This is a genomic window from Paenibacillus turpanensis (genome assembly GCF_011421635.1).
GTDB lineage: Bacteria > Bacillota > Bacilli > Paenibacillales > YIM-B00363 > Paenibacillus_AK > Paenibacillus_AK turpanensis.
In genome coordinates this window covers 1-14,847 of the sequence record NZ_WTLI01000024.1, presented here as the reverse complement: position 1 = coordinate 14,847, position 14,847 = coordinate 1, and the positions used below count along the sequence as shown (strand labels likewise).

Here is a 14,847-nt window from a genome sequence, read left to right as displayed (position 1 = left end):
CGCGGGGCTTGGGGATCGGAGAATCTGCGGACTCCTGCACCCGGACTGCAGCGGTGCTCAACCGCAGCTGCAGTTGAGCACTGGCTTGCGGGCCGCCTGAGCCTCATCGAGGCGCTTGACGATCGTCGTGTACGGCGCGTTTTGCACCAGCTCCGGCGTCTCCTCCGCCTCGCGGGCAATCTGGATCATCGCCTCAATAAAGGCGTCGAGCGTTTCCTTGCTCTCCGTCTCCGTCGGCTCGATCATCATGCATTCCTCCACGATAAGCGGAAAATACACCGTCGGCGGATGATAGCCGAAGTCGAGCAGCCGCTTCGCCATATCAAGCGTGCGCACGCCGTGCTTCTTCTGACGCTTGCCCGAAAGCACGAACTCGTGCTTGCAGACGCGGTCGAACGGCACGTCGTAATACGGCGCCAGCCGCCGCAGCATATAGTTCGCGTTCAGCACCGCGTTCTCCGATACCGCGCGCAGGCCGTCCGGCCCAAGCGTGCGGATGTACGCGTACGCGCGCACCAGGATGCCGAAGTTGCCGTAGAACGCCTTCACCCGGCCGATCGACTGTGGAATATCGCCCTCCAGCCGGAACGCGCCGTCGGCGCCCTTAGCCACCACAGGCGCCGGCAGAAAAGGCGCCAAGATCTCCTTCACGCCGACCGGACCTGCGCCCGGCCCTCCGCCGCCATGCGGCGTCGAGAACGTCTTGTGCAAATTCAAATGCACAACGTCGAAGCCCATATCGCCGGGGCGCGAAATCCCAAGAATCGCATTCGCGTTCGCGCCGTCGTAATAGAGCAGCCCGCCCGCCTCATGTACAATCGAGGCGATTTCCGCAATATCCGTCTCGAACAAGCCGAGCGTGCTCGGGTTCGTCAGCATGAGCGCGGCCGTATCCGGCCCGACTGCCGCCCGCAGCGCAGCCAAATCGACCAGCCCGCTTGCATCGGACGGGATCGTCACCGTTTCAAACCCGGCGACCGTTGCACTCGCAGGGTTTGTGCCATGCGCCGTATCCGGCACGATCACCTTTGTGCGCGCCTCCCCGCGGCTCTCATGATACGCCTTGATCATCATAAGACCGGTCCATTCGCCGTGGGCCCCGGCAGCAGGCTGCAGCGTCACCCGGTCCATGCCGGTAATTTCAGCCAAATCCTGCTGCAGGTGGTAAAGGAGCTCCAGCGCTCCCTGCACCGAAGATTCCGGCTGATACGGATGGATCTTGGCAAAGCCCGGCATCCGCGCAATATCCTCATTAATTTTCGGGTTATATTTCATCGTGCATGAGCCCAACGGATAGAACCCGTTATCGACCCCAAAATTACGTCTCGATAGCGCCGTATAGTGGCGAATGACATCAACCTCGTACACTTCCGGAAGCTCTGCCGGAGACGAGCGCAGGAACCTCGGGTTGATTAGCTCCCCAAGCTCCGATTCGGGAACATCGCACGCTGGCAGCGCATAAGCGGTCCGCCCCTGTTGACTACATTCAAATATCAGCTTTTGCTCGCTCACAGCAATCCCTCCAGGCATTGTGCAAATTGGTCGATCTCATCCTTTGTGCGCTGCTCCGTGACCGCCACCAGCATATGACCGGAAAGCTCGGCATACGCGCGGCCCAAGTCAAAGCCCCCAATAAAGCCGTTCTGCAGCAGAGCTTCATTCACAGCGTCCACCTGCACGCCTTCCGGAAGCTTCACGACAAACTCGTTGAAAAAGGAGGCCTCGCCAAATGGCAGCGTCACCCCGGCAACCTGGCTCAAGCGCCGCGCCGCATAGTGCGACTTCTGCACATTGAGGCTGCTGACGTCCCGCAGCCCCTGCCTGCCCATCGTCGACAAATACACGGATGCGCACAGCGCCAGCAGCGCCTGGTTCGAGCATATATTCGACGTCGCCTTCTCCCGGCGAATATGCTGCTCGCGCGCCTGCAGCGTGAGCACGAAGCCGCGCTTGCCGTCGCGGTCGACCGTTTGGCCGACGATGCGGCCCGGCATGCGCCGCATCCACTTCTCCGCGACTGCGAAGTAGCCGCAGGACGGGCCGCCGAACGACGCGGCGATCCCGAACGGCTGCGCATCGCCGACGACGATGTCGGCGCCGAGCTTGCCCGGCGGCTCCAGCAGCCCGAGCGACATCGGGTTCGCGCTCACGACGAGCAGCGCCCCGCTCCTGTGCGCGACCGCCTCGATGGCCGCTACATCCTCGATACAGCCGAAGAAATTCGGCGACTGCAGCAGTACCGCTGCGGTGCTGTCATCCACCGCCGCCGCCAACGCCTCCGCATCGGTCACGCCACCTGTATGCGGAACCTCCACGACCTCGAGGCCAAGCCCCTTCGCGGAGGTCCGAACGATCGCGCGCGCCTCAGGATGAACCGCCCGCGAAACGACGAGCTTCTGCCGCCTCGTTGCTCCCGCCGCTAACGCCCCCGCCTCAGCCAATGCCGTCGCTCCGTCGTACATCGAAGCGTTGGCCACCGCCATGCCGGTCAGCTCGCAAATATACGATTGGAATTCGAAAATCGCCTGCAGCTCGCCTTGGCTGATTTCCGGCTGGTACGGCGTATACGCGGTATAAAACTCGGAGCGCGACACCACATGCCCGACCACCACAGGCAAATGATGATCGTACATCCCCGCTCCTAAGAACGAAGCATAACGGTCAAAATCGGCATTTTTCCCGGAGAGCTTGCGCATGTACCGCAGAAGCTCCGGCTCGCTGAGCGCTTCTCCCACCTTCAGCCGCTCGTTATAGCGAATTCCCTCCGGAATATCAACGAACAAATCCTCCATGCTCTGAACGCCGATGGCGTCCAGCATATCCTTACGATCCTGTTCCGTTAACGGCAAATATCGATGCTTCACTCGCGCAGCTCCTCTCCTTAAATCGCTTCATTTGTCCCCGTGCCGCATGTCAGCGGGGCGTTCTTTCCCTATTTCTTTCTGCTGTAAAAAGGAGTCTTGACCACCCGGGCCGCGACCCGTTTGCCGCGGATTTCCACCCACAGCTCCGTCCCGAGCTGAGCATGCTCGCTGCGAATCAGCGCGAGTCCGACATTTTGGCGCGTCGTTGGCGACTGTGTGCCTGACGTCACCTCGCCTATGACCTCATCGCCATGCCCAACCGCATAATGCGTGCGGGGAATGCCGCGCTCGATCATTTCAATACCGACGAGCTTGCGCGCAAGCCCCGCTTCCTTTTGCTTGACCAATGCAGCACGTCCGATAAAATCGGCGCCCTTGTTCAGCTTTACAAAAAAACCGAGCCCCGCTTCCAGCGGCGTAATCGAAGCATTCAGCTCCTGTCCGTACAACGGCAGCCTCGCCTCGAAGCGCAGCGTATCCCGCGCCCCAAGCCCGACCGGCAGCAGGCCGTCCTCCCGGCCGACTTCAAGCAGCTGCTCCCAAAGAGAGCACGCCTCCTCCGCGCGCACATAAATCTCAAAGCCATCCTCACCGGTATATCCGGTGCGGGAAATGAGCGCCAAGCCGTCTCCGGCCTGCGCTTGATCGACAAACCGGAAGGGGCCGAGCTCCTGCAGAGGCACATCCGTAATCCGCTGCAATATCGCTTCCGCCTTTGGCCCCTGCAGCGCCAGCAAAGCCATCTCATCGGATAGGTTCACCAGAGTAACCCCATCCTCCCTATGCCGCTCCAGCCAATCGAAATCTTTTTGAATATTGGACGCATTCACCACGAGCATGAAGGAATCATCGGCTTTCTTATAAATCAGCAAATCGTCAACCACGCCGCCGTCCGTATAACACATCAAGCTGTATTGAGCCTGGCCCGGGACGAGCGCTGACACATCGTTGACCGTCATTTTCTGCAAAAATGATTCAGCCGCAGGTCCTTCTACAATAAATTCTCCCATATGCGATACGTCAAACAGTCCCGCAGCGGTACGAACCGTTTCATGCTCCTTCATAATTCCGCTGAAGTGCACCGGTAAATCCCAGCCGCCGAAATCAATCGTTTTCGCGCCGTACTGACCGTACAATGGGTACAACGGCGTCTGTTTCAATCCCGACATCTCCTCACCATCCCCCTCGGATTCCCTTTCCCTTTCTTTGCACACACAGCACAAAAAGGACATAGCCTCAGCATGCCGCAAACCGAAGAACACCATCCCAGAGCCCAAAGCCCCTCTGTACAGATTGATCCTTCGTTTGTGTGCGGTCATCCTGACGCTCTGTCCTTTTACCTGAGAGTTGCCTCTGCTGTTCTGTCCAATGACAGACTGCAAAGTTTCCCCTTGGGTGGCTGCCCTTCGGATTTGACGCAATCCTCCATCAACCCGAATCCCAACGCTCTCCAGAGTTGCGTCCGAAACAGGTCCTTTTGCCTGAGAGATTCACCGCAATCGTACGGCTTACTCCTTCGGCGCTGCGAGTGAACACAGTCTCTCCCTGTCCCATCATTCGCTTTTGCACACAATCATTATAGGTTGTAAGGAAGATAATGTCTACCCCAAATACATTAAACGAACATTATTACGTTATATTTAAAATATCGTTCGTAAATATCAGTACACTAACCGAATTAATTCGCATTTCACACCATTTTCCACCCTTTCCCAACCGTACCAAAATCCATCCCCACACTCCCTCCTTTCTCAGCCGGCGGTTATGAATCTTCCTATTTTCGAACATACTAGATGGTAATGCTTGGCCGGATCTCGCTTAGAAGGAGGAATTCCATGCGTAAACCCGCAATCCCGGACCCTATTCGTCCGATTAACGAGCACGTGCACGTCCAGTTCGACCGCAGCTGGCTCGGGGAGCTGGAATCTCGGATCGAACGGAACGGCCCTTGGGATCACCCGACATTGTTTGATCTCGCATATGAGTCGGAGCAGGCTTCTCTCATCCACAGCTTTGACGATCTGCAATGCTTAAGCCATCTCCCGCAGCTGACCCCGCTTCCGCATCAGCTGGAAACCGCCCGCAAAGTGCTGAACGAAATGCGCGGACGGGCCATTTTGGCGGATGAGGTCGGCCTCGGAAAAACAATTGAAGCCGGACTTATTTTAAAAGAATATATGATTCGCGGTTTAGTCAAAAAGGCGCTCATCCTGGTGCCGGCCTCCCTGGTCCTGCAGTGGGTGCGCGAGCTGAACCAAAAATTCGGCATACAAGCCGTCGCCCAGAAAAAGGCGCATATGTGGGAGCAGTTCGACGTCGTCGTCGCTTCCATGGACACGGCCAAACGCGACCCGCATAAGGACGTCGTGCTCAACATCGATTACGACATGCTTATCATCGACGAGGCGCACAAGCTGAAAAACAAAAAAACGACCAACTATCAGTTCGTGAACCATGTCCGCAAAAAGTACTGCCTGCTGCTGACGGCGACGCCAATCCAGAACGATCTCGGCGAGCTCTATAATCTAATCACCCTGCTTAAGCCTGGACAGCTCGGCGGTCAGACGGAGTTTTCCAGCAATTACGTCGTCGATAAACGCATTCCGAAAAATGAACAGCAGCTTCAGCAACATTTATCTAAGGTCATGATCCGCAATCGGCGCAGCGACGGCGGCGTCCATTTTACGAAGCGTCATGTCAGCAATATCAGCTTGGAGCTATCTCCTGAGGAGATGGAGCTGTACCACGCCGTCAACGATTTTGTGAAGAGCAAGCTGCAGGAAGAAGGCAGCGGCGAAATGGGCAGCATCTTCTCGCTCGTCACGCTGCAGCGCGAGGTTTGCTCCTCCCGCGACGCGGTTTTCGTAACGTTGGCCAATCTCTCCAAAAAGCTGGCGCAGGATTCGCCGGTGCGGAATAAAATTTGGGAGATCGTCGATATTATCCGCAAAATCAAGGCGAATACGAAGGTGGAAAAAACGATCGACCTGATCCGCAGCATTAACAGCAAGGTTATCGTGTTTACCGAATACCGCGCATCTCAGGAATCGCTGCTGATGCATCTTAAGAAAAACAATATCATCGCAGTCCCCTACCGCGGCGGCATGAACCGGGGCAAAAAGGATTGGATGATGGATTTATTCCGCGGGCGGGCGCAGGTCATGGTCGCCACGGAAGCCGGCGGCGAGGGCATTAACCTGCAGTTCTGCCATAACATCATCAATTACGACCTGCCGTGGAACCCGATGCGCGTGGAACAGCGGATTGGCCGCGTCCACCGTCTCGGACAGCAAAATGACGTTCATATTTACAACCTTTCGACGAAAGGCACGATCGAGGAGCATATTTTGAATCTGCTTCATGAAAAGATCAACATGTTTGAGCTGGTCATCGGCGAGCTGGATATGATTATCGAGCGGCTGGAGAAGCAGGGCACCTCCTTCGAATCGAGCCTCTACAAAATCATGCTGGAATCCGGCAACGAGGATGAGCTCAAGCAGCGCATTCATCAGCTGGGCGACGCCTTCCACACCGTCAAAGGCGAAGTTGAAAGCAAAGAAAAAGGCCCGGATCCCGCGGCAATCCTCGACGCGCTGAGCCGTCCGGCCGCAGGCGCAGGGTCATTGGGGGCGAGCACATGAAAACGAAGCAAATCCAAAACTATGTGATGCGTTATCTGGAGGCGACGGAATGCCATGTGGTTGAAAAAACGCCGGCCCATGTCACCGTAAAGCTGTCGCCGGAGGCCGACAAGGATTTAACCGGCCGCCATTATTATTGGAGCTTTGTGGAGAGGACCGGAGCGGAGCCGCAAACGATGACCTTTACCTTCGTTTTTGACCCGGAGAAGATGAAGGAACAAGAAGCGAAGCAGCAGCAAAAGAAATCGCCGCAATCGCAGACTGCGTCACCGGCACCTGCTACCGATGCGAAGGACTCCATCCTCGGCCATTACTTCGGCGTCAGTGCCCCGACTACGATCAGCACCTATGGGCGTATTCCGCGGGATGAGCTGACGTACGGCAGCCGCAGGCTGGAGCAAATTTTCGGCGTTGCCAAATCGCGCGGCAAATTCGTCCAGCTTTACGAGCACCGGAAGCAGTCCGCGCGCGGCGCGGCGCCTTCCGTTCCCTATACAACCTGGCTCGGGGTCAATTACAAGGTAGAGCTATGCTGCGATATGAAACGAGGCGAAATCCATTCCCTCGGCATTAACTTAATGACAGGAGCAATCGTGGATTCCTTTTACGAACAAATGGCTGACCGTACCCTTACGCCTAAGCTGCCGGTGAATACATTCCTGAGCCGGCCTAGCATTCCGCTCACCAAGGCGATGGTGCAGCTGGAGGAGCATTTATATAAGAAGCTCGAGCCCTACGATCACAAATGGGCCGCTGAAGCGCAGGAGCGGCTCGAGGATGAGCAGGCCCGCATCCGCTCCTTTTATCAGGAGCTGCTGCAAAATGCCGACGAAGAAACGAAGCCGGCTGTCGAGCAGCAGTTTGAACAGCGTCTTCAAGAAATCGAGTGGCAGTACAAGCCGCGCATTGAAATTTCCGCGATTAACTGCGGTGTCTATCATTTAGAGGGAAATTCGCTGTGACTCGACGAAACTCGGCAAAAGCTCTTAGATTTTGAAGACATGAAACAACAACCTTTTTTGGTTCTAGCTTGTACAATAGGAGCATAAGCTGAATAAAGAGGCTTTAGCTTCCGAACCGGTTTTCGCGGAGCGAAAACTAGGAGGAGTGATATTTGTGATCATTTGGAAATGGTGCCGGACCATTGCAGCGGCCGCTCTCATCACAGCAGGCTGCGGCGGCTTCATCGCTTCCACCGGACAAGCTGCCGAAACAACAACAGCTGCGATTTCGATTTCTGCTGAAACGGAGCCGTCGGTTCTGGATCATAACGTCCGCCATTGGGTGGCGGACTTAGCCGGAAAACCCGGCTTTGAGAAATGGGCCGGGGCCAGCTGGAGCAGCGCGCCGCTTGGCGCAGGCCAGCACGGCTTTGTCGTCCACATTTATAATGGGGATGCGGTCGTCGGTTATATGATTGTCGGCGCCTCGGAAAGCGGCGGCGAATACCGTCTCCTTGAATATGGAATCGGGGATCATCCTTTATTCAGTTTGCAAACTCTGCATCAATCCTTGATGCAGCTCGGCCTTATTCCTGAACATCATTCTTACGAGCGTGTTTATTCAGACGGACTCCACGCCTACTGGCGAGTCGATACTGCAGAAGGCAGCCTATGGCTGGACGCCAAAACAGGCGAGCAGCTCCCGGTTCCGAAAGAATGGAGCCCATCGGCAGCCCAGCTTCCGTACACGAATGCAGAGCGGCGTGTAACCGTGCTGCACCAGCAGTTAAAGGAGCCGTTCGAGCCGACGGATCATATCGGCTGGCTCGAAGCTGAGCCGGAACCCTCTTTATCCGTTCACGAGCTCGACGATCCCGCTTCACATTATGTATACCAATCCAGCCTCTTCGAGGGCAATTTGATATATCCATTTGCGGTGACCGGCGCCCATTCGTGGGACTCGGACCTCATTTACACCGCCATCGAACATAACGGCTCGCGGTTTCTTCCGCAGCAGCTGCTCCATTCCGCCGGAGCTTTCTTCCGGTGGGAAGGCGAGCAATAACCTTCGGTAATTCTCCTCCCTTTCTATATTACCTTGGACCTTCGGGCATTTGGCTCGAAGGTCATTTTTTTGTATACGATTTCACTCGCTCCAGCCACATTTCCAGCGCATAAGGGATCATGCCGAACCAGCGGCTTCGCCAAGGCTCCTTTACTTTGACCGGATCCGTTCCCGCCGTCTTCTCCTGCTTTGGAGTCATTATTTTTGCTGCAACCTTCTGGCTAATATAACGGATAAGTTCTTCGGATTTTGCCATTCATTACGCCCCCTTGCCCCCATTTTTTCCAACAGCCGCGCCTCTCATTCCACCTGCCGACGAGAAAGCATTACCGTCGATGCTTTAGGGTACTCTATTTCTAAAATGAAAGGAGGGCACCCACATGGTGTTTCAGTCCAACTACGAATTTGCCGATCTCGATAATACAGATGTAAAGCATCTGGACGAGCTGGAAAAGCAGTTAACCGCACGGAAAGGCGAAGAGGTTACCGTTATCGCCTACACGCGTGCAAGAACGAATCCCGGAGAAGAGTCCTGCCGCCCCGGCGTCGATGAATAAGGAAAGGAAGCTCGTCGCTGCCGACGGGCTTTTTTCTTTGAATAGGCTTATGATGAGGTACTAAAAAAAGTTAGTACTTATGACGTCTCTTCCCCGTTGCTATACTGTGAATATCAAAGCAAATCAGGATTGCAGCTGAAGAGGTGAAATGACAATGTCAAAGAAATGGTTACAACAAGAAGGACCGCAATGGGTAAATGAGCAAATCATTACCCGCGAGCAATATGAGCGTATTTTATCGTTATACTGTGCTCCGCAGCGAAGCATCGGTCTGCTTCCAATCCTCGGCTGCCTGCTTCTCGGGCTTGGCGTGCTGAGCTTTGTCGCTGCAAACTGGCAGGACCTGCCCGAGCTGTTCCGTATCGGCCTGATGATTGCCGCCATGATCGGCTTTTATATCGGCGGTCAGCGGCTGCTCGACAAAGGCCATGCCTCGCTTGGAATCGGAGTCATCGGCATCGGCTTGTTTACCTTCGGGGCCAGCATCATCCTAATCGGCCAAATGTTCCATATGATCGCATACAGTGCGCTGTCGATTGTCATTTGGTCAGCGGCCGGAACCGCGCTCGCTTACTTGTACCGCAGTCGATACTTGTACACCATCAGCTTAATTTTAGTTACGATCGCGCAATTTTACAGCTCCACTTCCTTTCACTCCTTTAACTACGCGGCCTTTGTTTTACTGCTGGTAGGCCTCGGCTATTACGCCCTGCGCAGCCGCGACACATTTACCGCTGTCGCTTGGTCGGCCACCGCGGTGATTCAATCGTTAATGCTCGTGACCTCCAATGATTGGAAGTTCCTATGGTATCTCGTTCCCCTTCTGCTTATCTATACAGCAGGAGACTTTGCAAAATCGGCAGCCCAACGAGCTGCGCTGCAGTTCCCAGCCTTAGGCGCCGCTTTTATCTTTGCGATGGCGATGTCCATGTTCGGATCGGAAGAACATCTTGATATCAAAGAGAGCATTCTCGTCCAGCCGCTCGCATTGATCCCTGTGCTTGGCGCACTGCTTGTCTTATCCTGGTTGTTCAAGCAAAGGGCCGGCAGCAGCCGGAGCTTCCCGCAATGGATGCTATTTCTTCCGCTCGTATACTTGCCTGTACCGGCGATCAGCATCGTCTACCTTATAATCATCTTTGTGTTCTCGCTTTATGTGCTGGTCCAAGGCTACGCGGAAGAAAACCGCAGAAGCGTGAACATCGGAACCGTGCTGTTTTTAGTATCGACCATGATTGCGTATTTCAAGCTGACTTGGGGCTTCTTGGACAAATCGCTCTTCTTTATAACAGGCGGTCTGCTGCTGCTTCTGCTTAGCTGGCTGCTCAACCGCAAACGAAAACATTTATTTCAACACAACCAGGAGGGATAACCGATGAAAAAAAATATGCTGTATCTTCTCATCCTCCTGCAAACCTTATTTCTGCTTGGCATGGCCGGCACCTCTTATGCTACCGGCTGGCTTGGGCAAGAAATTAAGCTTAAGACCGTTCCCGTTGATCCGCGTGACTTTCTCTACGGCGATTACGTGATTCTACAGTATGATGCCAGCCGGATCAGCCCGTCGCAGTGGAAAGGCAGCGAGCCTTATCCTGAAGCAGGAACGGTTGTCTACTCCCTGCTTCGCGAAAAGGAAGGCTTATACGAGCTTGCCGCCGTTTATCCGCAAAAGCCAGAGGCAGGTGCCGGCGAGGTTGTTCTCAAGGGAGTCGTCGATTTCAGCTGGGAGGAGCGAATCGATATCGACTACGGCTTGGAGCGCTACTACGTGCCGGAAGGCACGGGTAAAGAGCTGGAGGAAAAAGCAGATCGGCTCGTGGTCACGATAAAAGTTGCTCCATGGGGACAGGCGCAAATTACAGGCGTCGAAACGATTCAGTAGGGCATGATTCCTCCTCTTCTGGGCATCCTAACCGAAAAAGGAGGTTGCGGAAGCCATGCCAACCAAGGATGAGTTCAAGCCGGAAACCGACGGGAATCCGGCCACCATTTACGAAGACACCTCGGATCATAACAGACCGGGCCAGCGGATCAACGATTCGATGGATATCGGCAGCGATACTGTTATGGATGAAGAGGATGTAGAGACGTAAAAAAACAAATATAACCCCGTTGTGCGGGAAGCTGCCCTTGTATGAATCAGCTTTTCCGTATACGGGGTTCTTTTATCACCTGGATGTATCATTGCAAGATCACAACTTTCGTTCTACATCATATCCCTTAGGAGCGAGTACCCTCTTCCCATTCCATCCTTGTAAAAGCGACATCCTCATCAGAGACTAACAGCGAAACGGAACGCAGTGCCTTAAACTCATTATGTAACCGATTCAGCTTGATTCTTGCGAGGACATTCATTTGTTCATGCTCATGAAGACGTTTCCGTTCTTCCCCGGTAACCTCACGCAGCTGCGCTTTTCGCTTCTGCTCGTTCGTTCCGTCAATTTTCCCTTCACCGAATGCCACAGCTTCCAGACGACTGATTTCTTCTTTGATTTCCTCTACTTTATTATGAAGCCAAAGAAGCTCCGTTTCAGCCCCTTCAATTTCTCTAGGAAGCGATAGCAGACGTTCCACAACTGCTTGCTTTTTCAATCTGGACAACCCTCCCTTTTTTTCTCGGGCAAGCTGCATTTTTCTTCTTCAGCGGACAACGAAAGCCCACTTTATTTTGTATGACGTCCAGCGTAAAAAAGAACTGGTAATTTACCGCCATTATACTGCATTCCGTTCCCAATCCAACCCCAATCCTGCAAGCAAGCAACTGCACACTTCTTTTACCGCCTTTTTCTTATATTATTCATTAGGGGGACTAGTTGAATAAAGAATTTTTTTGACAATAACATCATTTGGTGTCTCAGTTACTATCGCATCATAAACGGTAAAATTGGGTTCAACATCATCAGGTGCTAATTCTAATTTCCCATTATCACACTTTACGAAACTCAACTTATTTCCCGGCTCTAACAATTCTTCGTCCTCGACTTTTATCATTACAAAGGTTTGATCTGACCACACAAAAGAATCGTAACATTTAGGATCTATTGTTCTTTCTTGATTTGGCCGAACAATCATTAAGAACAATAATAGAAAAAGAGCCACCGTTCTGATTCTGAGGTAACGCATTTTTTTCTCCTTTATTTTTAAAATTATAGGGAGGCAACTCACCATGTTTCCTACTAGTTAAAAATAGGAGCCTGCTTTTCTTCATCACCCCGGCCACAGGCTGTGCTAACGATTGAACCATATCAATGAGTGGATCAAACGTTTCACCATTAATATGAAAACTAAAAGGGTGCCAACTTGGCACCTTTAGTGGTTATTTATTTACATTAGCCCCTGAGTTCTAGCTTATCTCATAAAACTCTGGATCATTACTTCATTGATTTAGCCAAATCAATCATTTCGGTTTTAGTCAATCGAGAACTATCCATTTCAAGATAAGTACCATCGTTGATCCATCTGAGTATCCCACCTTTGTTAGTGTTCGCCCACGATTCAAATCGTGCCTCAATACCGTTAAGATAGACCAATTCTCCACGTTGAATTGGTGTGAAGTATTCTTCAACTTTCGCTGTTCTCTCTTCGTTGTTTTTTACGTCTATGATTGTTTCTTCCCTTGTAATCTTGTATCCACTTACCCTATGCTGCTCAATGCCCACGACATAATTTTCATTACTGTCAAAGTAATGCAACCTGACCATTGAAATTGTCTTACTAAGGTCAAGAGGATACGGATATTTAACTTCAACCTTCCATTCGTTACTTATTGGGAGCATAAATCTGAAATCAGTTTTTTCCTTGATTTCAGATAAAACTGTTGAGCTAACCCCATTGCAATTTAAGCTAAATGCCGAACTCAAGATAAGCGAAAAGCAAAAAAGAACATTCTTCAACATGAGGTAAATCTCTCCTGTTTGTACTTTTGGCTTAAAGTACCCACTTTTTCCCTTGAATATGAATGTTACTTTTCTTGGTGATTAAAATGGGAATGATATCTATAAATGATACCAGAGGAGTGGTTCACAAAATGTTATTTACTAAACTTTTGAGCCTTTTACTTACGATCACTTTAGTAAGTGGCGGCACTGGCAATATCCCGAACATTAAAAATGACAAAGCTCTTCAATCGGATGTCCAAAAAGATATTGAAGCATTTGAAAAAGAAAACAATCGAGAAGTCCAACTTCCTAAAGATTTGCCCTTCAGACCTACAAAAATAGAAAGTTCGTATAACAAAACTTCAAACTCTTTAAGAATAACTTATTATGAAGATAAAAATACAATTCACATCGATATCGACAATTTAGATAAGATTAAAAGTAAGCCCCTACCTAAAAATGGTACCCATACAAAACTTTCTGATGGAACAGAAGCAAGATATTTTAACGGCAAAGAATCGGCTGCCGAAATACTTATCTTTTATAAATCTGGACTTATATACGGGATTGGATTTATAAAGCAAAACGGCACATTAATAGGGTTAGAAAAGTTACGGACCATTGCGAACTCATTAGAATGAAAACAGCTTATCCTTTTAGGATGCGCTGTTACTTATTTCGGGAAGCTATATTAAATTATTCCAGAACCAGTACTATCCATCCTGTCCGGTTCCACCACAGTTTGGCTATGTCCGCTCATTATGAGTTATTCACAACTCCAAACTAGGATGCTTAAACATCGCCACACTCTTTGACTCCCGCACGTTGATGATCCGGATCGACTCCACATGCGGCCTCTCCCATTAAAGATGCCCGCGCTGAGCTAGGGAATCAATCGCGTAGAAGATATTCTCCCTCTTGCGGCCGGTCTGTGCTCCAGTAGTTTCATTCGCGGCATGCGGCCGGCGAGAATGCTCGAATAATTCCGCAGAATATGCAACACTTTCTTTCGATATCGTTCAGCATGATTCCCCACCTAAAATTGATACTAACATTATATAGAAACAAGCACTCCTATTTAGGGAGTTGATTTATACGCATAAAAACACGCATAATATTAATCGCGCGCTAATAACGCGTGTTATAATGAGGGTATAGAAAGGAGCAGCTATCAACGCACTAGAGAAAGCAGGATTCATTAAATCCCCTAATCACGGACACAAATCAAGTCACCAAAGACACAACACAGTACCGACCCAACCAGATGCCGACATAAGCTTTCTCAGTGGCGGTGCGGTGATTCCGAAAGGAACACTGGGAAATATCGAACGGACTTCCGGGGTTAAATTCTCGCCAGGACTTCCCAATCGCGTTACCACAGATAATAAACGAGGAGCTGATAACATGAGTCTAAAAACACATTATATGTATCCGGTTGTAGTTGAAAGAGCAGAAGACGGCGGGCTCGGCATGTACTTTCCCGACTTCCCGGGAACAGCGATTCTAGTGCCCGATATCACAACCGGACTTAAACAAACGAAGGAACTTCTAGTCGTTAGGCTATTAGAGCTGGAAGAGAGGAATGAAGTTGTCCCCGAGCCATCCGCGCCAGACCAAATTGAGCTGCTGGATGCGACCGACCGGATCGTTTTCGTGGAGGTTTACATGCCTCCGTATCGCGATGAAGCAGCTAACAAGGCTGTAACAAAAAACTGCACATTGCCGAAATGGCTGCGGGACGCGGCTGAGGAAGCTGGTTTGAATTTCTCCCAAATTCTACAGAACTCTTTAAAGGAAGCCTTAGGCATCGACTCCCTTCGAAGGGGGCTCCGTTATCAAGAACAAAAAGAGCAGTGAGATACTCCCCCAATGTCATTAAGTTAAGGCGATGGGCCAACTT

16 protein-coding genes and 2 riboswitches are annotated in these 14,847 nt (G+C 51.6%); of the genes, 9 read left to right on the top strand and 7 right to left on the bottom strand.

The window, feature by feature from the left end; all coding sequences use genetic code 11:
• Positions 1 to 57: 57 nt before the first annotated feature.
• The 3 genes from gcvPB to gcvT form a co-directional block, all read right to left on the bottom strand.
• Entirely contained in the window at positions 58 to 1,512 is a 1,455-nt protein-coding gene (gene gcvPB / locus GQS10_RS19380) for an aminomethyl-transferring glycine dehydrogenase subunit GcvPB (RefSeq protein ID WP_341805100.1), read from the bottom strand.
• A complete protein-coding gene (gcvPA, locus tag GQS10_RS19375) occupies positions 1,509 to 2,864 on the bottom strand; it encodes an aminomethyl-transferring glycine dehydrogenase subunit GcvPA (protein WP_166245337.1) in 1,356 nt (451 codons plus the stop codon). The genes gcvPB and gcvPA overlap by 4 nt, the downstream gene beginning before the upstream one ends.
• Positions 2,865 to 2,932: 68 nt before the next feature.
• The gene (gene gcvT, locus GQS10_RS19370; RefSeq protein ID WP_166245335.1) at positions 2,933 to 4,033 is read right to left on the bottom strand and encodes a glycine cleavage system aminomethyltransferase GcvT; all 1,101 of its coding nucleotides are present in this window, start codon (positions 4,031 to 4,033) and stop codon (positions 2,933 to 2,935) included.
• A 157-nt stretch (positions 4,034 to 4,190) separates the two neighbouring features.
• Positions 4,191 to 4,320, bottom strand: a riboswitch (glycine riboswitch).
• 3 nt (positions 4,321 to 4,323) lie between these two features.
• Positions 4,324 to 4,421: riboswitch (glycine riboswitch) on the bottom strand.
• Positions 4,422 to 4,699: 278 nt separating this feature from the next.
• Here gcvT and GQS10_RS19365 point away from each other — a divergent pair.
• The 3 genes from GQS10_RS19365 to GQS10_RS19355 all read left to right on the top strand — a co-directional run bounded on the left by GQS10_RS19365 (position 4,700) and on the right by GQS10_RS19355 (position 8,512).
• Positions 4,700 to 6,505 (top strand): DEAD/DEAH box helicase, encoded by a 1,806-nt coding sequence (locus GQS10_RS19365; protein ID WP_166245333.1) that lies wholly within the window; start codon positions 4,700 to 4,702, stop codon positions 6,503 to 6,505.
• Positions 6,502 to 7,467, top strand: coding sequence for a YqhG family protein (locus tag GQS10_RS19360; RefSeq protein WP_166245331.1), 966 nt, complete (start codon positions 6,502 to 6,504; stop codon positions 7,465 to 7,467). The genes GQS10_RS19365 and GQS10_RS19360 overlap by 4 nt, the downstream gene beginning before the upstream one ends.
• 154 nt (positions 7,468 to 7,621) lie before the next feature.
• Positions 7,622 to 8,512, top strand: coding sequence for a hypothetical protein (locus tag GQS10_RS19355; protein ID WP_166245329.1), 891 nt, complete (start codon positions 7,622 to 7,624; stop codon positions 8,510 to 8,512).
• 61 nt (positions 8,513 to 8,573) lie between these two features.
• On the opposite strand, the gene GQS10_RS19350 is transcribed toward GQS10_RS19355, so the two are convergent.
• Positions 8,574 to 8,768, bottom strand: coding sequence for a YqzE family protein (locus GQS10_RS19350; protein ID WP_166245327.1), 195 nt, complete (start codon positions 8,766 to 8,768; stop codon positions 8,574 to 8,576).
• Between the two features lie 124 nt (positions 8,769 to 8,892).
• Between GQS10_RS19350 and GQS10_RS19345 the strand changes: the two genes are divergently transcribed.
• From GQS10_RS19345 to GQS10_RS19330, 4 genes are all read left to right on the top strand, one after another.
• Entirely contained in the window at positions 8,893 to 9,069 is a 177-nt protein-coding gene (locus GQS10_RS19345) for a hypothetical protein (RefSeq protein WP_166245325.1), read from the top strand.
• Positions 9,070 to 9,223: 154 nt separating this feature from the next.
• Positions 9,224 to 10,441 (top strand): DUF2157 domain-containing protein, encoded by a 1,218-nt coding sequence (locus GQS10_RS19340; RefSeq protein ID WP_166245323.1) that lies wholly within the window; start codon positions 9,224 to 9,226, stop codon positions 10,439 to 10,441.
• A 3-nt stretch (positions 10,442 to 10,444) separates the two neighbouring features.
• Entirely contained in the window at positions 10,445 to 10,951 is a 507-nt protein-coding gene (locus GQS10_RS19335) for a GDYXXLXY domain-containing protein (protein ID WP_166245321.1), read from the top strand.
• Positions 10,952 to 11,006: 55 nt separating this feature from the next.
• The gene (locus GQS10_RS19330) at positions 11,007 to 11,162 is read left to right on the top strand and encodes a hypothetical protein (RefSeq protein WP_166245319.1); all 156 of its coding nucleotides are present in this window, start codon (positions 11,007 to 11,009) and stop codon (positions 11,160 to 11,162) included.
• A gap of 127 nt (positions 11,163 to 11,289) precedes the next feature.
• Here the strand turns inward: GQS10_RS19330 and GQS10_RS19325 are convergent, their stop codons facing one another.
• The 3 genes from GQS10_RS19325 to GQS10_RS19315 all read right to left on the bottom strand — a co-directional run bounded on the left by GQS10_RS19325 (position 11,290) and on the right by GQS10_RS19315 (position 12,965).
• Positions 11,290 to 11,661, bottom strand: coding sequence for a hypothetical protein (locus GQS10_RS19325; RefSeq protein WP_166245317.1), 372 nt, complete (start codon positions 11,659 to 11,661; stop codon positions 11,290 to 11,292).
• A gap of 201 nt (positions 11,662 to 11,862) precedes the next feature.
• Entirely contained in the window at positions 11,863 to 12,141 is a 279-nt protein-coding gene (locus tag GQS10_RS19320; RefSeq protein WP_207952354.1) for a hypothetical protein, read from the bottom strand.
• A 299-nt stretch (positions 12,142 to 12,440) separates the two neighbouring features.
• Positions 12,441 to 12,965 carry a hypothetical protein gene (locus GQS10_RS19315; RefSeq protein ID WP_166245313.1) on the bottom strand — a complete coding sequence of 175 codons (525 nt, stop codon included), beginning with the start codon at positions 12,963 to 12,965 and terminating at the stop codon, positions 12,441 to 12,443.
• A 131-nt stretch (positions 12,966 to 13,096) separates the two neighbouring features.
• Here GQS10_RS19315 and GQS10_RS19310 point away from each other — a divergent pair, with 131 nt between their 5' ends.
• Entirely contained in the window at positions 13,097 to 13,588 is a 492-nt protein-coding gene (locus GQS10_RS19310) for a hypothetical protein (protein WP_207952353.1), read from the top strand.
• Between the two features lie 763 nt (positions 13,589 to 14,351).
• Positions 14,352 to 14,804: a type II toxin-antitoxin system HicB family antitoxin gene (locus tag GQS10_RS19300; protein ID WP_166245309.1), complete on the top strand. Its 453-nt coding sequence runs from the start codon at positions 14,352 to 14,354 to the stop codon at positions 14,802 to 14,804.
• Positions 14,805 to 14,847 lie beyond the last annotated feature (43 nt).